The organism is Gordonia sp. ABKF26 (assembly GCF_041103195.1).
Taxonomy (GTDB): Bacteria; Actinomycetota; Actinomycetes; order Mycobacteriales; family Mycobacteriaceae; genus Gordonia; species Gordonia terrae.
The window spans coordinates 2787061-2806208 of sequence record NZ_JBGCVZ010000003.1 but is presented as its reverse complement, the minus strand read 5'-3'; the positions used below and the strand labels follow the sequence as shown (position 1 = coordinate 2806208).

Below are 19148 nucleotides of genomic sequence, written 5' to 3'. Positions count from 1 at the left end.
CCTGTCCGACACGCCTGGGGCGACTCCTCACAGTCGGCCTCTCATCGGAGGGGCCGGTACATGGCCCACACCGTGGGACCGTCGAGCGGGAGCGCGAACTCCTCGGTCACCGTGAATCCGAAACGCTCGTAGAGCGGCACGTTGCGGACGTTCGAGCATTCGAGGTACGCGGGGCCGTCGATCTGGTCGAGCCGATGTCCCAGGAGCGAGGTGCCCACCCCGACTCCGTGCACCGGCGCCCCGATCTGGCCCAGGTACCAATGCGGCTCCTTGGGTCGACGCTTGCCGAATTCTTCCTCGAGTTTCATCCCGCGACTCATCCGCGACCCCATCGCACGGAAGAACCCGACCATCGACACGACCTGTGCCGTCGCCGACACCTTGTGTCCCGGGGGATCCCACGCGGCCGCACCGACCGGTTGGCCGTCGCGCATCGCGAGGTCGAGCGTCGACTTCGGGCCGTGGCTGTACTTCAACAGTGTGCGGAACATGACGAGGTGACGCGAGGTGTCCGGTTGCATCCACACCGTCACCGGGTCGTCGGCGAAGGCCTGCGCCAGGAGCGCTGCGGCGAGTTCGACGTCTGTGGTTGTGGACACGCTGACCGGGACCATCGGACCAGCGTACGACCCGGATCGGGTCTCCGACAGCACATCGCGACTTCTCGGTGCGGTCGGTCGGCGCGAGAAGTTACCTCTGGGAAACGTCGTTGTCGCCACGTGGTGACGACGCTGGCGCTAATGTCCCGCAGGATGACATCGCAACGCGCCGGCACCTCGCCGCAGACGCCGCCACGATGTGCTCTCGGCGAGGATTCCGATCTCGAGAGCCATCCCCCTGCTCCCCCGCCATCGGTACGACGCCCGGCGATCGCGATGCTGCTCCTGCTCGCCGCGTCGATCCTGTGTGGACTGTTCGTCGCCTCGCCCGCGGTGGCCGCACCGGAGGACTCGGTACGCGTCTTCGGGGTGTTGCGCAACGGTGCGGACAAGGTCGAGGGCGTCGAGCTCGAGGCGAAGGACGCGTCGGGGACCGTCGTCGGCACGGCGACGTCGTCGGCGACCGGGGCCTGGTCGATCAACGTGCCCCCGGGCCAGTACACGATCGTCGTCGACACCGAATCGCTCCCCGACGGCGTCGAGGTCCAGAAGTCGGAGTTGCCCGTCGACGTCAGCGGCGGAACGGCACGTCCGGTCATCTTCTCCTTCGGGGACGTCCGGACCGGCACCGAGGTGTCCGCGGTCGCCGAGCTGACGAGGCTGGCCATCGACGGGATCCGGTTCGGTCTGATCATCGCCATCACCGGGGTCGGTCTGAGCCTCATCTTCGGCACCACCGGACTGACGAACTTCGCCCATGGCGAGCTGGTGACACTCGGCGCGGTGATCGCGTGGGTGATCAACGTCAAACTCGGTGTGCAACTCATCCCGGCGACGATCCTGGCGGTCATCGTCGGCGTCGGCATCGGGATCCTGAACGAACTCGGTCTGTGGAGACCGTTGCGAAGACGACGAACCGGGCTGATCGCCATGCTCGTCGTGTCGATCGGCCTGTCGCTGGTGCTCCGCTACCTGATCCTGATCTTCTTCTCCGACCGGGCCGAACCGTTCGACGACTATCAGGCGCAGACCCAGATCGGCTCCGGTCCGTTCGCGATCACACCGGTGAACCTGGCCTGCATCGTCATCAGCATCGTGGTGTTGCTCGGCGTCGCGGTGTTGTTGCAGCGCACCAGGATCGGCAAGGCGATGCGCGCGGTCGCCGACAACAAGGATCTCGCCGAGTCGTCGGGTATCGACGTCGACCGCGTCATCCTGTTCGTGTGGGCACTGGCCGGCGGCCTGGCCACACTCGGCGGCGTGATGTTCGCGCTCTCCGAACTCGGCGGCCGGGTCCAATGGGAGATGGGCTTCAAGCTCCTGCTGCTCATGTTCGCGGGCATCACACTCGGCGGACTCGGCACGGCCTACGGCGCACTGCTGGGCTGTCTCATCGTCGGTCTGCTCGTCCAGTTGTCCACCTACATCCTCAGCCCCGACCTGAAGTACATCGGCGGCCTGCTGATCCTCATCATCATCCTGACCATCCGGCCCCAGGGCATTCTCGGATCTCGAGCGAGGATCGGCTGACCCATGGACATCATCTCAGCGCTTCAGATAGCCATCGCGCAGCTCATCGGTCCATCGGCGATCTTCTACGCCCTGCTGGCCATCGGCCTGAACCTGCACTTCGGCTACGCCGGACTGCTCAACTTCGGCCAGATCGCCTTCGCCCTGCTCGGCGGTTACGGCGTGGGCATCATGGCCGTCAACTACGACCAGCCGCTCTGGCTGGGCGGGATCATCGGCATCGCCGCCGCCGGGATGCTGGCGGTCGTTCTCGGTCTTCCCACCCTGCGCCTGCGGGCGGACTACCTGGCGATCGTCACCATCGCGGCGTCGGAGATCCTGCGCCTGGTCTTCCGGTCGACCTCCGCCGACGACTTCACCCGCTCCACCAACGGCATCTACGGCTACGCCGGCAGTTTCTTCTCCATCAGCCCGTTCGACAACGGCAAGCAGTACTCGTTTTTCGGCGTCAAGTTCCTCGGTGGCGACCTGTGGTCGATGGTGGTCGGCTGGATCGTCGTCGCGCTCTTGTGTCTGATGGTCTATCTCCTCGTCCGCAGTCCGTGGGGACGCGTGCTCAAGGCGGTCCGGGAGGACGAGGACGCCGCGCGGTCGCTCGGCAAGAACGCCTACTTCTACAAGATGCAGGCCCTGGTGCTCGGCGGCTGTATCGGTGGGCTGGCGGGAGTGTTCAACGCATTCGCCACCCAATCGATCAATCCCGACTTCTACTCGACGGCACAGACGTTCTTCGCCTACGGCGCACTGATCCTGGGTGGGGCCGCGACGGTGTTCGGCCCGGTTCTCGGCGCCATGCTGTTCTGGTTCCTGCTCGCGATTCCCGACGCGCTGTTGCGTCAGGCCACATCCGGCGACGACCCACTGCTGAATCTGTCGGCGCAGCAGGTCGGCGCATTCCGCTACGTGCTGCTCGGTCTGGCGATCATCCTGATGATGGTGTTCAGACCCCAGGGACTGCTCGGCAACAAGAGGGAGGTGCAGCTCGATGCCTGACGACCCCACACCGCGCCGAGACCACGAAGCCGCTCCTGTCCGGGCGACCCGCCGGGACCTCTCCGCGCTCTCGGCCGCCGAGCGCTCACGGTTGTTCGCCGGGGTCACCGCCGAGCCGGGATCGCCCAAACCCGATCCGATCATCGTGGTGGACAACATTTCTCGAACCTTCGGCGGCATCAAGGCCGTGCAGGTCGATCATCTGGAGGTGCAGCGCGGCGCCATCACCGGTCTCATCGGCCCCAACGGCGCGGGCAAGACCACCTTCTTCAACCTGATCACCGGATTCGACAAGCCCGACTCGGGCACATGGTCGCTGAACGGCGACTCCCTGGGCCGGATGGTTCCCCACCAGGTGGCCCGTCGCGGCATGGTGCGCACCTTCCAGCTCACCAAGGCGCTCGCGAAACTCACCGTGCTCGACAACGTCCGGCTCGGGGCCGCCGGGCAGCGGGGCGAGCACTTCCTCGCCGCGCTCGCGCCCTGGGTGTGGCGCAAGCAGGAAGCCGAGATCACCGACCGCGCACACGAACTGCTCCGGCGCTTCAAGCTCGACGCCAAGGCCGGCGACTTCGCCGGCTCGCTGTCGGGCGGACAGCGCAAGCTGCTGGAGATGGCACGCGCGTTGATGACCGACCCCGAGATCGTGATGCTCGACGAGCCGATGGCCGGCGTCAACCCGGCGCTGACCCAGAGCCTGCTCGAACACATCAAATCGCTGCGGGACGAAGGGGTCACGGTCGTCTTCGTCGAACACGACATGGACGTCATCCGCGACATCAGCGACTGGGTTGTCGTGATGGCCCAGGGCCAGGTCATCGCCGAATCCCTCCCCGACCGACTGGGCGACAACGAGGCCGTCGTCGACGCGTACCTCGGGGGTCATCACGATCAGGCACTGGAGTTCGACGACCAGGGTCGTCCGGTCGGGGCCACCGCGGTGCTCGCGGAGAAGGTCGAGGCAGCCATCGAGGCGACGCTGGAGGAGGGCGGGGACCTCTCGGAGGTCACCGAACTGCCGCCGTCGGCGCCGGAGACGAAGGAGGGCGGACGATGAGCACCGAGCCCGAACCCGGGCAGTTGACGCCGGCGCAGCTCGCGGCCACTGCCGAGGAGCATCGCAAACTCGCGGGAAACGCACTGATGCGAGCCGACGACATCACCGCCGGTTATCTCCCCGGCATCAACATCCTCGAGGAGTGCAACTTCTACCTCGGTGACGGTGAGATCGTCGGTATCATCGGCCCCAACGGCGCCGGCAAGTCGACTCTGCTGAAGACGCTGTTCGGACTGATTCCCGTGCGCGAGGGTTCGGTCACGCTCCGTGGCGACGACATCACCTCGGCGAAGGCGCACGTCCTCGTCGACAAGGGTGTCGGCTACGTTCCGCAGACACAGAACGTCTTCCCCGCCTTGACGATCGAAGAAAATCTGGAGATGGGCGTCTATCTGCGGCCCAAGACCTTCGCCACGAGGTTCGAGTTCGTCTCGCAGCTCTTCCCGCTGCTCTCCGAGAGGCGAAAGGTGAAGGCGGGCGCACTCTCCGGTGGTGAGCGGCAGATGGTCGCCATGGGACGCGCGCTGATGATGGACCCCGCGGTGCTACTACTCGACGAGCCGTCGGCGGGCCTGTCCCCGATGTTCCAGGACGAGGTGTTCATCCGCTGCAAGGCGATCAACGCCACCGGTGTCTCGATCATCATGGTCGAGCAGAACGCCCGCCGCTGCCTGCAGATCTGCGACCGCGGCTATGTGCTCGATCAGGGCCGCAACGCCTACACCGACACGGGCCGCAACCTCGCCAACGACCCCAAGATCATCGAGCTCTACCTCGGCACGCTCGCGGGCAGTTCGGAGAAGAAGCCGTGAGCCGTCCGCCTGTGCCGCGACCGCTGCCGCCGACGCGTTGGGCGACAACGGGATACGAGATCAGAACCGCTGACACGACGAGACCCCCGGCCGGAACCGGGGGTCTCAGCGTGTGCGGGGGTTCTACTGCGCTGCGACCGAGACGTATTTGCGCGTCGGGGTGAGCAGGGCGTTGTTGTCGTCGAACTCGAGTACACCGTAGGAGCCGACGCTCGGCTCTCCGGCGGCGTTGAAGGCCAGGTTGCCGGTCTTGCCGACGTAGGCGATCGTCTTGCCGCCGTTCAGCAGTTCCAGGCAGGCCTGGTACGAGTCGCAGTTCTCGTCACCGTTCGTCACGCCGATGATGTTGGCTGCGATCGTCCGACCGTCGGTCGACTTGGCTGCGGTAGCCGCGAGTGCGCTCACCACGGCGGCGTCGTAGCTCTCGCCCGAGTAGTTGAAGTCGATGAGTTCGCTGTCGAGCTCCTTCAGGGCCGCCTGGAACTCCCCGCTGGTCTGGGTCAGCGGGGTGGTTCCCTTCATGCCCTTGAGCAGACCCGGTCCCACCGATTCACCCAACGCGTTGCCCATGTTGCCGTCGACGCCGTAGACGAGCTTGCCGTCGCTCGGACCGATTCCGACCTCGTGCATGCGCGTGATGATCTTGGCGCTCTCCTCGAATCCGATGACCGCTATGCCGTCCGGGTCGAAGTTCTTCACCTGATCGACCTCGGCGTTGAACGACTGCGCGTTCGGGTCGTAGATGATCTTCTGGATCTGGTCGGCCGGGACGCCGGCCGCCTCGAGATCCCGAACGGTGTTGTCGGCCAGTCCCGTTCCGTACGGATCGTTGAGCGCGAGGATCGACACGCGCTGCACGCCGTCCTCGGCCATGGTCTGCGAGAGCGCCTGCGCCTGGAGGACATCCGCGGGTGCGGTGCGGAAGTATTGACCCTTGTCCTGGTAACAGGTGAACTCGTCGGAGGTGTTCGCCGGCGAGAACATGACCGCGCCCGCGTTGGCGACCTTGTCGATGACCTTCAGCGACACCGAGGACGACGCGGCGCCGATGATGACCTGGGTGCCGGCACTGAGTTCGCGGTCCACGGTGGCGTTGGCGGTGTCGGTGGTGGTGTCCCCCGAGTCACCGGTGACGAGCTCGACCGGCTGGTCGAGGACTCCGCCGGCGGCGTTGATGTCCTTGACCGCGAGGTTCACACCCGCTTCCATGGGCGGCCCCAGGAAGGCCAGCGATCCGGTCGCCGGGAGCAGGGTGCCGATCTTCAGCGCGGCGGTGCTGGCCGGGCCTGGGGTGGCCTTCGGCGGGTTGCACGCCAGCTTCTGCGCGAGGCCAAGACCCGGGGGTGCGGGCGTGGACTCCACTGCGGCGCTCGACGACGCCTCGGAACCTCCGTCAGAACCCGAATCAGAGCTGCTGCAGCCGGCGACCACCAGCGCTGCCGCCGCGGTCACGACCACTGCCCCGCTCCTCAAAAAGCGTAAGGACATCGATGCTCTCCTTGCGTCTGGCCTGCGCGTTCGGCGTTCGGCCTGTGCGTTCGGCATTTGTGACGAGGACGGCACGTCTGAGTGCAGCGGACCGCGCCTCGCTGGAGAAAAGCTAGCGCGATCTTGTTGCGGCTGCGTAAAGACAGTGAAACTGGCTTGCGCACAGACGAATTGCGTCGGCGAGGCGCTCGTGGTCAGTCGCTCCCGAGGGTCTCCACGACAACCTGCGCAACGGCTTTCATCGTGGTCCTGCGGTCCATCGCCGCGCGCTGGATCCATTTGAACGCGTCGGGCTCGGAGAGGGCCTGCTTCTCCATTAGCAACCCCTTCGCCCGCTCCACGAGCTTGCGGGTCTCCAGCCGCTCGTTCATGGTCGCGACCTCGCGCTCGAGCTGTTTGAGCTCCTGGTAACGGCTCACCGCCACCTCGATGGCCGGGACCAGGTCGGCCTTCGTGAACGGTTTGACCAGGTAGGCCATCGCGCCTGCGTCACGCGCCTTGTCGATGAAGTCCCGCTGACTGAACGCGGTCAGCATGACAACCGGCGCGAGACGCTTCTCGGCGATCTCGGTTGCCGCATCGATGCCGTCACGAACGGGCATCTTGATGTCCATGATGACGAGGTCGGGCGACAGTGACTCGGTCAGCTCCACCGCGACCTGCCCGTTCGGCGCCTCCCCGACGACGTCGTACCCCTCTTCGCGGAGCATCTCGATCAGGTCCATCCGGATCAAGGAATCGTCCTCGGCCACCAGAACCCGATGAGTTGTCGTGGTCTCACCGGCTGCTGTCGTCGCACTGTCGGTCACCGTCAACATTCCCTCCTCCACGTCGCTCACGCCGCGTCCGTGTGCACGCAGAGTACCGGTTGGCAGGCCGCTCGGCCGATCATCTAGAGTTGGTCTCCGGCGCGGGGCGACCCGTGTACTGGCCCCCGTAGCCCAATTGGCAGAGGCAACGGATTCAAAACCCGTCCAGTGTCAGTTCGAGTCTGACCGGGGGCACCAGAAACCACCTGCCTGACGGTGACCACGGGATCACCAACTGCCGGGGGCGCGATCACTCACCACGACAACGACGGCTCACCATCGGCGACGCTGATCCCGACACGGTCGCCATGCACCGTCCGAACGCCGAACAACCGGTCGAGGAGCTCATCCATATTCAGGTCGGTGTGCGACGACCACCGTCGAGCCCGATGCCGTGCTCGCGACGACGCGACCGTCACCGACGCCGCCGGCGCCCCGTCGAAGTCCACCGTCACCTGGCCACACTCCCCCGGCGCGACCTCGCCGGTGAGCCGCGCGAGCGAGTCGCCCGAGAAGATCACGGGCCCGGTGACCTCGAGGACGAATCTGCACCGCGACAGCGTCGACGCGTCCGGGCTGCCGGTCCGGATTCGCGAATCGTGCACGCCCAGTTGGGCGAGCAGAGTGTCGGCACGTGCGCCGACGAGCCAGATGGCCGCATCCACGCTGCGACCGTCCGCCCCACGCAGCACGCTGCCGACCGTTCGCATCAGCGATGCCGCGGTGTGTCCCTCGACCGACAGCGCCACGACGATGTCGGGGATGCAATACAAGAGCCCGGCGGTCCGGGCCGCCGGATCGGTGACGAGTGGCGCGAGCGCCAGGGCTTCGGCGTTCTTCTCCGAGATCCGTTCTGACACCGGACGCTCGGCCCAGTCGGGACCGTCGTGCCACGCCACCGCTTCGGGTTCGTGCGCGAACACCGCGCCCATCATGAAGGCCCGGTTCGCGAACTCCCAGTCCTCTCCCCCGTATTGGACGAACGACGGATCGAATCCCCCCACGTCGTCGAACAGCTCACGGCTGCAACTCATCACGGCGCTGATGAGGTACTTGTAGCCGTCCCAGCCAGGGTCCAGGAGATCGGCCGTGCGGTCGTATGCGTCGACCAGCCACTCGGGTTCACACTCGTGCGAACGCTCGAGATGCTGCCGGTCGGCGAGCCATCGGACCACCGAATCCGGAGCGACCTCACTCAGGTCCGCATGCTTACGCCGTCCGACCACGAGGGTGTCGGGCGCTGAAGCGGGCAACCTCGTCGCGCGCCGGATGTAGTCCTGCGTCGGAACCGTGTCCGCGTCGAGGAAACACAGGACCGAGCCGCTCGACGCCGCGACGCCCAGATTGCGGGCGGCCGCCGCCCGAAAGCCCTTGTCCTCCTGCGACACCACCGTGATCGTCAACCGGGACGTCCACGCGCTGACGTCCGGCGAACAGGACGAACCGTCGTCGGCCACGACCACCTCCAGGCGATCAGCCGGGTAGGTCTGGGCCGTCAACGCCTCCAGGACCAGCGCCAGTTGACGACGTTGGTTGTAGTACGGGATGACGACACTCACCAGCGGCGTCGGCGCGGCATCACCGATCAGGTCCCACCGGTTGTCGGGCACGACGGTCCGACCATCACCGAGCCCGACGACCATCACGCGCTCCACCGCCGCAGCAGCCGCTCGTGCTCCAGCCCGACATCGACAGCCGTGGGCGACGGAACCACCGATGGATCGATCCAGGTGTCCGCAGGATGCGCGAACGCATGCTCGATGGCGGCCTGCAGCGCATCGTCGTCGTTCGCGTGCATCGTCAGCACGCCCGGGGACCGCGCGGCGAGTTCCTCGGTGTAGGTGGTGCGCGGGACCAGTGGCCTGCGCCCGGCGGAGATCCAGGAGTTGATCGAGCCGGATGCCGACATGTGCCGGTGATAGGCGACGGGGACCGTGACCTCGGCCGACGCCCGCCGGAGTTCGTCGTCGGTCAGGTAGCCGGTGATCTCACACCGCCTACCCATGTCCGCCGCCAGCTTGGCCAGGTCGTCGGCCAGATCCTCGTGTCCGGGCGACGGGGTGCCGAGTGCGACGAAGCCGATTGACGGATCGAGACCGGACATCGCCCGGAGGGTCTCGAGATGTCCCTTCCCGGGATACAGGTAGCCGAGCACGCCGACCGTCGATTCCGCTGTCGCCGAGGGCTTGTCGACGCGTCGGGAGTCGATCATCAGCGGAACGACCTCGACATCGATCGTCGGGTCGACGAATTCGGAGAACAACGACGCCTCGTGACGGCTCGACACGATCACGCCGGTCGCCGATCGGGCCACCGACCGGAAGAACTCGATGCGTGCCTGCATCGACCGCCCGTCCGATGGCTGGGGCAGGTCGTGCAGCGTCACCGAGACCGGTCGGCGCAGACCCGCGATCATCGCGAGTAGATTGTCGCGCGCTTGCAGGGGCGTGCGCCCGAACAGACGATCTGTCACATGCAGGTGCACGAGCGCGCAGTCGGCCAGTCCCGCCGGCAGGCCGGCGCAGAGTGTGCGCATGTGCGCCAACCGATGATGGCCGCCCTCGGCGGTCACCGCGTCGTATACCGACTGCGCATACCGCACCACACCGTGCGACCGGGGCCCGACGAGGAGGTGTCCCAGGGGTCTCGTCATGCCAACCCCAGGATGTCGATGAGCTCGACGTAGCGGTCCAGCACGGCATCGATGAACTCGGGATGGTCTGCGTACCAATGTATCTGACTGCGGTGGACGACCTCCTCGGTCATCACCGCACCGTCGACATCCCAGGCGATCCGCGCGGATGCGTCGATACCGAGCGCATCGATCACGCGTTGTTCCAGCGGCGCGCGAATGTTGCCGAGCAGCTCCCGCGTCGGTGGGATCGGCGCCGACGCCCCGAGTGCATCGAGGATTCGACGACCGAGCGTCAGCAGCACCCGGTTGCCGGGATGGTTGATCGTGTGGGCGGCGTCCGCCCCGGCGTCGAGCAGGATGTCGGAAATCGCGATGTCGCACTGGCGGCGTTCGCGCATCGCGAGCTGTTCCACACTCCAGCGCGCTGCTTCTCGGAGGTGTTCGCCCGGGACGCGGACATCCCACTCGTCGAACGATCGACGGCCGTCCCGCGCGGCCAGGACCGTTCGGAGGTCGTGGTACGGCACAGCAGCGGGTACCGCGGACGGCTGCGCGGGATGTCGCGCGATGACCTGGAACGGATACAACCCGCCATAGCGGATGACCGGCCACACGATGACCCTCGCCGACGGCGCCAGGTCGACCAGGTCCGGTCCACCGATCGGGAGTCCCCGGTAACCGGCGCGCACCGGTTGGGAGACGATCACCGCGGCTCGACGGACGAGGCGTTCGACGTGGTCGACGTCGGAGGACTCGAGTTCGTGGACCGGTGGGACGCGGACGGTACGAAACGAGAGGTCGGGCGAACCGGACAGGACGATCCGCAACGCCTCGGCCTGGCAGTTTCCCCAGACCAGCAGTAGCTGCCTGTCGTCGGCCAGCGGGGTCTCGGTGACGCCGTAGAAGTCGCCGTAGTGCCTGGTTCGACCGTCGACCGGCACGTCGTCATGCGGAGTCACGGTTGCTCTGCAGTGGTCGAGAGACGCGATGGTCGCTGTGACATCGTCAGTTCTGGCTCCCCTCTGGAAACGCTTCGGCCGTACCCCCGACTCCCCGTATAACCGTTCAGCCCGCTAATGAATCATCGACTTGATCACTCCGGGGACAACCGGACGGCGACGGCCCCGGTGAGCGGGTCACCGGGGCCGTCGCCGAGTCGGGAGTCGTCACATCGTCACAGTGTCCGCGCGATGATCTCCTTCATGATCTCGTTGGTGCCGGCGTAGATCTTCTGCACACGATTGTCGGCCCACAGGCGAGCGATCGGGTATTCGTTCATGTAGCCGTAGCCGCCGAACAACTGGAGGCATTCGTCGGCGACCACCATGGCGCGGTCGCTGGTCCACCACTTGGCCATCGCGACGGTCGGGATGTCGAGCTCGCCCTTGATGTGCTTGGTGATGCAGTCGTCGACGAAGACCCGGCCGATCCGGGTCTCGGTGGCTGCCTCCGCGAGTTTGAACTTGGTGTTCTGGAAGCTGAAGATCGGCCGGCCGAAGGCCGTGCGGTCCTTGGTGTAGGCGATGGTCTCCGAAACTGCCTTCTCCATTCCCGCCACCGACGCCACGGCGATGATCAGACGTTCCTGCGGGAGCTGCTGCATCAGCTGGATGAAGCCCTGCCCCTCCTCGGTGCCGAGCAGATTCGAGGTGGGAACGCGCACACCGTCGAAGAACAGCTCCGAGGTGTCCTGCCCGCGCTGGCCGACCTTGTCGAGCACCCGGCCACGACGGAAGCCCTCGCGGTCCGCCTCGACGAGGATGAGCGAGATGCCCTTGGCGCCCTCGGACACGTCGGTCTTGGCGACGACGATGATGATGTCGGCCTGACTTCCGTTGGTGATGAACGTCTTCGAGCCGTCGATGACGTACTCGTCACCCTGCTTGATGGCCTTGGTCTTGACGCTCTGCAGGTCCGATCCCGTACCGGGCTCGGTCATCGCGATGGCGCCGACGGCCTCGCCGCTGGCCATCTTGGGCAGCCACGTGGTCTTCTGCTCCTCGGAGCCGTACTCCAGGATGTAATGCGCAACGATGCCGTTGTGCAGGCTGACGCCCCACGAGCTGTCGGCGACGCGCGCCTGCTCCTCGATCAAGACGGCCTCGTGCGCAAAGTTGCCGCCCCCGCCCCCGTACTCCTCCGGGATCGACATGCAGAGAAGACCCAGCTCGCCGGCCTTGTTCCACAGGTCGCGGTCGACGTGGTGCTGCTCGATGAACTTATCGGCGTTCGGCTTGATCTCCTTCTCGCAGAAGCTGCGAGCCAGATCGCGCAGGGCGCTGAGATCGTCGTTTTCCCAAGAGGACCGTTCGGCCATGGTGCGAGTACCTATCCACGATTGACAGTGTCAATGGCGAGCGTAACAGTGCTTGTTGGCAACGTTACGTTGGGATGACCGGAACGCTTTGTGTCAGCTGGACGCCCCACCACCGCGGAGCACGTTTTTCTGGATCTTGCCCGTCGACGTCTTCGGCAGTTCCGCGAACACGATTTCTTTCGGCACCTTGAACCGGGCGAGCGTCTTGCGCGCGAACTCGACGAGACCCTCAGCGGTCAGGCTCGCTCCGGCGCGCACGCTGACATAGGCGATCGGCACCTCGCCCCATCGTTCATCCGGACGGCCGACGACCGCCGATTCGACGACGTCGGGATGGCTGTCGAGCACCCGCTCCACCTCGACCGACGCGATGTTCTCGCCACCGGAGATGATGACGTCCTTGCTGCGGTCCCGGATCTCGACGTACCCGTCCGGATGCATCACCGCGAGATCACCGGTCCGCAGCCAACCGTCCAGGGTTGCCGCGGCAGTGGCCTCGGGATCGCGGTAGTAGCCGAGCATGACGTTGTTGCCGCGCACCACCAACTCGCCGATGGTCTCGCCATCGGCCGCGACATCGCCTCCTTCGTCGGACACGACTCGGACACGCCCTGCCACGATGTTTCCGATCCCCTGTCGCGCCTTGCGTACGGCGCGCACCTCGTCCGTGGCGTCATCCCACTCCGGCTGCCACTGGTTCACGACGATCGGGCCGAAGGTCTCGGTCATCCCGTAGAGGTGGGTGATCTCGATGCCCAACCCGGCCATCCGGGCGAGGAGAGCAGGCGATGGCGGTGCACCTCCCGTCGCGGCCTGGACGACTCGATCGAGCCGAGCCGCCGACGGGTCTTCGGCGATCATGGTGAGGACCGTGGGTGCCGCGCTGAAATGAGTCACGTCGTCGTCGACGAGGTGACGCCAGATGAGTCCGGTGTCGATGCTGCGCAGGCAGACACTCGTGCCACCGGCGGCGACGACGGCCCAGGTGAAACACCAACCGTCGCAGTGGAACATCGGCAGCGTCCAGAGATACTTCGACCCCGGACCGAGCCCGGAGTGGTGGGCCATCGCCACGGACTGCAGATACGCGCCCCGATGGTGGTACATCACGCCTTTCGGGCGTCCCGTCGTCCCGGAGGTGTAGTTGATCGCGAGCAGACCCCGTTCGTCGGTGTCCCGACGAACCGGCGCGCCCGCGTCTGCGAGCAGACGCTCGTACTCGTCCGAGCCGTCGGCCGACCCACCGATCACCACCCGGATCCCGACTGCTTCGCCGACTGCTTGTGCGCGATCGGCGAACTCGACCGTCGAGACGAGAACCGACGCGCCACTGTGTTCCAGGATGTAGGTCAGCTCCGGTTCGGAGAGCCGGACGTTCAACGGCACCAGGACAGATCCGTGAGCGGGCGCAGCACTGTGCAGTTCGAGCATCACGTGCGAGTTCGCACACAACGCGGCGACACGGTCACCGGGACCTACACCGAGCTGTTCGATCACCGCGGTCAACCGCTGCACCCGATCGTGGAACTCGGTGTAGGTGAAGGAACGTGACCCGTCGATCACCGCGATTCGTCCGGCGAATACCGCAGCGGCTCGATCCAGGAACGTGGCCGGACTGAGTGCGGAGAAGGTGAACTCGGCCGCGGGCGGCACCGGACTCCGGGCGCTGTCGATGTCCGGGTCCGGGCCGTGGTCAGTCACCATCGATCGCCGCCTCTTTCTCCACCTGTTCGATGGCCGCGATGATACTGGGGACCGATGCGTCGACCCAGGTGTTCGCGACGTGCGGCGCCGACGCCGCGGCGACGGCCAGAGCCTCGATCTCGGCGTTCGACGGTTCGCCCATGTCCAGATCGGCCAGCGAGGTCGGGAGACCGAGGGCACGGAGGAAGCGGCGGATCTCGTCGCGGTCGACCTCGGGATCGTCCTCGAGCGCCAGATGAACGAGCAACCCGTAGGCGACGTGGTAGCCGTGCAGGTGCGCCGACGACCCACGACCGACCTGCAGTCCTCGCGTCATACAGTGCGCGATCGACAGGCCGCCGTTCTCGTAACCGATGCCCGACAACAGGATCACCGCCTCGACGACCGCCTCGAGTTCGGGGGTGACCTGGTGCGCGAGTGCATCGCGCACCGCGACCTCGCCATCGCGCAACAGGACTCGTGAACATCCGTCGGCGACCACCTCGCCGATGATCAGCGGACGGGTGCCCTGCGTGGTGACACCGCGCCCCCGCGCACACGAGCGGGCCTCGTACTTCTTGGCCAGCGCGTCCCCGATGCCCGATACCAGAAATCGGATCGGGGCCTTCGCGATCACCTCTGTGTCGACGACGACCGCGGCCGGATTCGCGGGTAGGCGACCGAGTTCCGACAGCCGTCCGAACTCGTCGTAGAGCGCGAACACACTGGCGGTGGGGCCGTCATTCGACGCGACCGTGGGGACCGAGACCATCGGCCGTCCGACGGTCTCGGCCACGCCCTTGGCGATGTCGAGCGCCTTGCCTCCCCCGATGCCGACCACCACGTCGCCCTGCCCGGCTGACACACGCGTCAGGGTGTCGGCGATGACGCCGCGCGTCACCGGTCCGGCCACCGGGATCACCTGGGCCCGTAGTTCGGCAGCGGCGAGCGACGCCTCGATACGCGCCCCGAACAGTCCCGAGATGTCGGCGTCGATGACGACGATCGGCGCTCCCCCGATCTCGGCCACCACCCCACCGACGTCGTCGAGAACCCCTGGGCCCTGCAGATACTGTTGCGGTGCCGCGAACCGACGGGCGGCGCGGGCGACACCGATCCCGTCCAGCAGAGCGCTCATGCGTGCGGCCAGTTCCCGGTGATCACCGCGTGCGTGATCGCCGTCTCGTCGAGACCGAACAGGGCCTCGTTGTAACCCTGGGAACCGCAGGGGTGGAAGCGATCTCCCAGCCCGATCCTGGTCACCGGAACCGCGATCCCCCGGTCGGCCAGTGTCTCGACGACCGCGCTGCCCAGACCGCCCGAGCGCAAGCCGTTCTCGACTGTCACGATCCGGCCGACGTCCGCGGCCACCGCGGCGATTGCGTCGGTGTCGAGGGGCTTGATGGTCGGCACGTGCAGAACGGCCGTCGACACCCCGGCCGCTTCCGCCGACACCGCGGCTTTCAGCGCACGCGCGGTCATGAATCCGGTTCCGATGACCGCGACATCACGGCCCGGCCGCAGCATCCGTGCGCGGCCGATCTCGAACTCGAAGTCGTCCTCGTCGAACACGACGGGGACCTTGCCGCGCAAGTTGCGGATGTAGAAGGTACCCGGCGTGGCCGCGGCAGCGCGGATGACGTGACGGAGTTCCACCGCGTCGCACGGATCGATCACCGTCAGATCGGGGATGGACCGCATCACGACCAGGTCCTCGAGGGACTGGTGTGTTGCGCCATAGGGATTTACGAGCCCCGGCGAACCGGCGACGATCTTCACGTCGGCCTTGCTGTGGGCGCATGACACGGCGATGAAGTCGAGGGCCCGGCGGGTGAGGAATGCCGCGTAGGTCGCGCAGAAAGCGATCTTGCCGACCTTCGCCAATCCCGCGGCCATCATCACCGCGTTCTGCTCGGCCATGCCGGCGTTGAAGTAGCGCTCCGGGAAGCGATCCCGGAACGGGATGATGTCGGAATACTTCGACATGTCGGCACTCAGTCCGACGATTCGCTCGTCGCGGGCACCGAGTTCGGCGAGTTCGGTACCGAAAGGCGCCCGCTCGTAGGGTCCCTCGACGTCGGCGATCTCACCCATGCCGCCGGCACGGTTTTTGAGCTCAGCCACGATTCTCCTCCAGTTCGGCGATGAGTCCGGTCCACTCGGTGTCGTGGACGCGGACGAAATGTGCCCGTTCCCGGGCGACCAGCGTGGGCACGCCGGTCCCGGGAGTCGTCCGGGCGATCAGCACGCGCGGGACGTCTGCCGGCGCGGCTGCCAGCGCATCGAACGCCCGGACGAGAGCCTCGATGTCGTTGCCGTCGACCTCCTCGACCGCCCACCCGAAGGCGGCCCATTTGGCCGCGATCGGTTCCATGTCGAGCACGATCGGACCGTCGGCCTGGATTCCGTTGCAGTCCACCACGGCGGTGAGAGAGCCGAGACCGAAGCTGGCGGCCGACATCGCCGACTCCCAGGTCGACCCCTCCTGCAGCTCACCGTCAGAGAGTTCCACGATGATCTTCTGATCCCCACCGTCGAGGCGGAGCCCGAGCGCCATCCCGACACCCTGCCCGAGACCGTGTCCCAGTGAGCCACCGGTGATCTCGACTCCGGGCGTCTCGTCGAAAGTACTCATCGGCAGTTCGCTGCCGTTGAGTCCGTAGTCCGCGATCTGCTCCTCGGTCAGGATGCCCAGTTCGGCGAGCACCGCATAGAGCGCGATCGAGTAGTGCCCGGTGGACATCAGGAACCGGTCCCGGGAGGGCGAGTCCGGATCAGTGGCGTCGAAACGCAACTGCCGGAAGTAGATGACCGCGAGCAGGTCGGCGATCCCGAGCCCCTGAGCGATGTATCCCTCGCCTTTGTCCGCTGCCATTCGCATCATCGCCGACCTCAGCCGGAACGCGGTGTCGGCCAGTTGCGCGGTCGACGAGCGATCGATGTCGTTGTCTACGAGCATGTGTCAGGTGCCCTCTCTGGTCATCTCGGCGTCGGCCGAGTGGAATGTGCCGTCGATGGTGATCCCGCCGTCGACCCGGAGCACGGTGCCGGTGACGAACGACGCGTCCGTCGACGCGAGGAAGGAGGTGGCTGCAGCCACCTCGTCGGGAGAACCGAACCGGCGCATCGGTGTTCGATCTATCAGTCGCTTCTCATCGAGGGTTCCGGTGTCGAGACCCGTCCGCATCATCCCGGTGTCGATGTATCCGGGGGCCACCGCGTTGACCCGGATCCCGTGCGGTCCCCATTCGGCCGCGAGTGTGCGTGTGACACCCAGGACGCCGGACTTCGCGGCGGTGTACGCCAATCGTCCGGGTAGACCGAATGTCGAACCCACCGAGGCGAGATTGATGATCGACGCGTTGGGCGCCTCGCGGAGGAGGACGAAGGCCTCCCGGCTGCACCGCATGGTGCCGCCGAGGTGGACGTCGAGTTCGGCCTGCCACCGGCCGGAATCGATTGCCTCGGCCTGGGTCCGCGAAATGATACCCGCATTGTTGATCAGGACGTCGAGCCGTCCGAACCGCTGTCGCACGGCCTCGACCGCGCGGCGGACGGACTCGTCGTCGGTGACGTCGACGACCAGCGCGGACCCGCTGACGTCGGCGGCCGCCTGATCAGCACGTCCGGCGTCGATGTCGGCGATCACCACCTGGTGTCCGTCGGCCCGCAACCGTCGCGCCATGGCGAGGCCCAGACCCTGTCCGCCACCGGTGATCAGCGCCACCGAGCCGGGGATCGTCACACGTGCCCCGGTCATCGTCCGTACACCTCCCGTACCGTCATGTCGCCCTCGGCGGCGGCGATCTCGTTGGCGTCGTGAGTCGTGTCGAACGGCTCCCAGCGGATCAGCATGCAGATGGCCGCACCGATCAACGGCACCGCGACGAAGATCGTGATGGTGGTCGAGAGCCCGAGCGCCTCCGACATCCGCGGGAACGCATACAGACCGACGATGCCGCCGATGCTCTGCGAAATGGTGGCCAGCTGTCCGCCGCGACCGCGCAGATCCGACGGGTACGCCATCGCCGCCATGGTCAGACCGGATGCGCCGGGTCCGGCGGAGTGGAAGAAGATGAACATGGCCGGGACGATGAACGCCAGGAGGATCGGGAGCGAGTCGAAGAAGACGCCGAGGACCAGGATCATCGCGGCGACCGCCAGGAATCCGTACTTCGCAGCGCCGTTCGCACCGAGTTTGGATGCCACCCAGATCGAGGCGACACCGCCGACGATGCCGAAGACGTTGAACACGATGGAGCCGAAGGTCGCCTCGCCGAAGTTCTCACCGAACAGGCTCAGCGCGATGACCGGCAGGTAGTAGGCCACGGCGTAGTACTGCAGGGCCTGCATCATGGTGACGACGTTGGCCAGGATGGTCCGCGCACGGAAGCGGACGCTGAAGAGTTCGGTGAAACGGCGCTCTTTCCGTGGTTCCTCGATGGCCGCGTCGAGATGCCCGGTGGGATATGTGGCGTCGATTCCGTACATGGCCTTCAGCGACTTGGTCAGCTCGGGGAGCCTGTCCTTCTTGGCGAGCCAGCGCGGGCTGTCGGGCATCAGGGCCCACTGTGCGACGGCGACGACGAAGGCGAAGATCGCGGCGGTGACGAGGCCCCAGCGCCAGATGCTCAGTCCCACGTCGAGGTGGTAGAGACCCAGGACGATCGCCAGGGCGACGACCGTGGAGATGTACCACTGTGCCTGCCAGAAGTTGAGCAGGTACTGGCGCTTCTTCGGCAGGTTCTCCGACAGGTATGCCATCGCAACGCCGAGGTCGACGCCGTAGGCCGCGCCCGCGATGCACCGGGCCAAGACGAGCATCGCGAAACTCGGTGCGGCGGCCATCATCAGGGCGGCGATCACCGCCACGATCTTGGCGACGACCATGATCTTCACCCGACCGTATCGGTCGGCGAGCAGGCCGCAGGTCGCCGCGGCTATCAGGGTGGCGACGTAGCCGTATGCGCTGACCAGCCCGACGCCGTTCGCGTCGAGGTTGAGCTGTTCGCTCATCGGGGCCGTGCCCGAACTCAAGACCGCCAGGAAGTACGCCTCGAAGGCGATGCCGGCGAGACCGAGAACAAGCATGAGCTTGTGCCTGCGGGTCCTTATGTCCTCGGAGTCGACGAGGTCATCGACCTCGGCGACAGTGGTCAGCGCCCGATTTCGGGCAGGGAGTAGTTGGGTCATGACGACATCCGTTCGTGAGAGTGCCCACTCTC

At 66.4% G+C, this 19148-nt stretch carries 17 protein-coding genes and 1 tRNA gene; 5 read left to right on the top strand and 13 right to left on the bottom strand.

The window, feature by feature from the left end:
* Positions 1 to 41 precede the first annotated feature (41 nt).
* Complete coding sequence (locus AB4Z55_RS13100) at positions 42 to 614, bottom strand: GNAT family N-acetyltransferase (RefSeq protein ID WP_354563487.1); 573 nt, start codon at positions 612 to 614, stop codon at positions 42 to 44.
* 261 nt (positions 615 to 875) lie between these two features.
* Between AB4Z55_RS13100 and AB4Z55_RS13095 the strand changes: the two genes are divergently transcribed.
* From AB4Z55_RS13095 to AB4Z55_RS13080, 4 genes are read left to right on the top strand one after another with little or no spacing between them, the layout of a single operon-like run.
* Positions 876 to 2129: a branched-chain amino acid ABC transporter permease gene (locus tag AB4Z55_RS13095; protein WP_248645613.1), complete on the top strand. Its 1254-nt coding sequence runs from the start codon at positions 876 to 878 to the stop codon at positions 2127 to 2129.
* 3 nt (positions 2130 to 2132) lie between these two features.
* Entirely contained in the window at positions 2133 to 3122 is a 990-nt protein-coding gene (locus AB4Z55_RS13090; RefSeq protein WP_101821548.1) for a branched-chain amino acid ABC transporter permease, read from the top strand.
* Positions 3115 to 4179: an ABC transporter ATP-binding protein gene (locus AB4Z55_RS13085; RefSeq protein WP_354563485.1), complete on the top strand. Its 1065-nt coding sequence runs from the start codon at positions 3115 to 3117 to the stop codon at positions 4177 to 4179. The genes AB4Z55_RS13090 and AB4Z55_RS13085 overlap by 8 nt, the downstream gene beginning before the upstream one ends.
* Complete coding sequence (locus AB4Z55_RS13080; protein ID WP_354563483.1) at positions 4176 to 4991, top strand: ABC transporter ATP-binding protein; 816 nt, start codon at positions 4176 to 4178, stop codon at positions 4989 to 4991. Before AB4Z55_RS13085 ends, AB4Z55_RS13080 begins: the two co-directional genes overlap by 4 nt.
* Positions 4992 to 5114: 123 nt before the next feature.
* Here the strand turns inward: AB4Z55_RS13080 and AB4Z55_RS13075 are convergent, their stop codons facing one another.
* Both AB4Z55_RS13075 and AB4Z55_RS13070 read right to left on the bottom strand, forming a co-directional pair.
* On the bottom strand, positions 5115 to 6479 hold the full coding sequence (locus AB4Z55_RS13075) for an ABC transporter substrate-binding protein (protein WP_354563482.1): 1365 nt from the start codon (positions 6477 to 6479) through the stop codon (positions 5115 to 5117).
* A gap of 194 nt (positions 6480 to 6673) precedes the next feature.
* Complete coding sequence (locus tag AB4Z55_RS13070) at positions 6674 to 7297, bottom strand: response regulator (RefSeq protein ID WP_354563502.1); 624 nt, start codon at positions 7295 to 7297, stop codon at positions 6674 to 6676.
* Between the two features lie 112 nt (positions 7298 to 7409).
* Here AB4Z55_RS13070 and AB4Z55_RS13065 point away from each other — a divergent pair.
* Positions 7410 to 7486 (top strand) — tRNA-Leu (locus AB4Z55_RS13065).
* Between the two features lie 56 nt (positions 7487 to 7542).
* On the opposite strand, the gene AB4Z55_RS13060 is transcribed toward AB4Z55_RS13065, so the two are convergent.
* The 10 genes from AB4Z55_RS13060 to AB4Z55_RS13015 form a co-directional block, all read right to left on the bottom strand.
* Complete coding sequence (locus AB4Z55_RS13060) at positions 7543 to 8934, bottom strand: glycosyltransferase (protein ID WP_354563480.1); 1392 nt, start codon at positions 8932 to 8934, stop codon at positions 7543 to 7545.
* Entirely contained in the window at positions 8931 to 9941 is a 1011-nt protein-coding gene (locus AB4Z55_RS13055; protein ID WP_354563479.1) for a hypothetical protein, read from the bottom strand. Before AB4Z55_RS13055 ends, AB4Z55_RS13060 begins: the two co-directional genes overlap by 4 nt.
* Positions 9938 to 10882 carry a WcbI family polysaccharide biosynthesis putative acetyltransferase gene (locus tag AB4Z55_RS13050; RefSeq protein WP_354563477.1) on the bottom strand — a complete coding sequence of 315 codons (945 nt, stop codon included), beginning with the start codon at positions 10880 to 10882 and terminating at the stop codon, positions 9938 to 9940. Before AB4Z55_RS13050 ends, AB4Z55_RS13055 begins: the two co-directional genes overlap by 4 nt.
* A gap of 215 nt (positions 10883 to 11097) precedes the next feature.
* A complete protein-coding gene (locus AB4Z55_RS13045) occupies positions 11098 to 12240 on the bottom strand; it encodes an acyl-CoA dehydrogenase family protein (RefSeq protein ID WP_004019893.1) in 1143 nt (380 codons plus the stop codon).
* A gap of 93 nt (positions 12241 to 12333) precedes the next feature.
* The gene (locus AB4Z55_RS13040; RefSeq protein ID WP_354563559.1) at positions 12334 to 13944 is read right to left on the bottom strand and encodes an AMP-binding protein; all 1611 of its coding nucleotides are present in this window, start codon (positions 13942 to 13944) and stop codon (positions 12334 to 12336) included.
* Complete coding sequence (locus AB4Z55_RS13035; protein WP_239400891.1) at positions 13934 to 15061, bottom strand: glycerol dehydrogenase; 1128 nt, start codon at positions 15059 to 15061, stop codon at positions 13934 to 13936. The genes AB4Z55_RS13040 and AB4Z55_RS13035 overlap by 11 nt, the downstream gene beginning before the upstream one ends.
* Positions 15058 to 16047, bottom strand: a complete 990-nt coding sequence (locus AB4Z55_RS13030; protein WP_248642886.1) for a transketolase family protein — start codon at positions 16045 to 16047, stop codon at positions 15058 to 15060. The genes AB4Z55_RS13035 and AB4Z55_RS13030 overlap by 4 nt, the downstream gene beginning before the upstream one ends.
* Entirely contained in the window at positions 16040 to 16882 is an 843-nt protein-coding gene (locus AB4Z55_RS13025; RefSeq protein WP_354563560.1) for a transketolase, read from the bottom strand. Before AB4Z55_RS13025 ends, AB4Z55_RS13030 begins: the two co-directional genes overlap by 8 nt.
* 3 nt (positions 16883 to 16885) lie before the next feature.
* Positions 16886 to 17683: an SDR family NAD(P)-dependent oxidoreductase gene (locus tag AB4Z55_RS13020; protein WP_058251820.1), complete on the bottom strand. Its 798-nt coding sequence runs from the start codon at positions 17681 to 17683 to the stop codon at positions 16886 to 16888.
* Positions 17680 to 19116 (bottom strand): MFS transporter, encoded by a 1437-nt coding sequence (locus AB4Z55_RS13015; RefSeq protein WP_239400897.1) that lies wholly within the window; start codon positions 19114 to 19116, stop codon positions 17680 to 17682. Before AB4Z55_RS13015 ends, AB4Z55_RS13020 begins: the two co-directional genes overlap by 4 nt.
* Positions 19117 to 19148 lie beyond the last annotated feature (32 nt).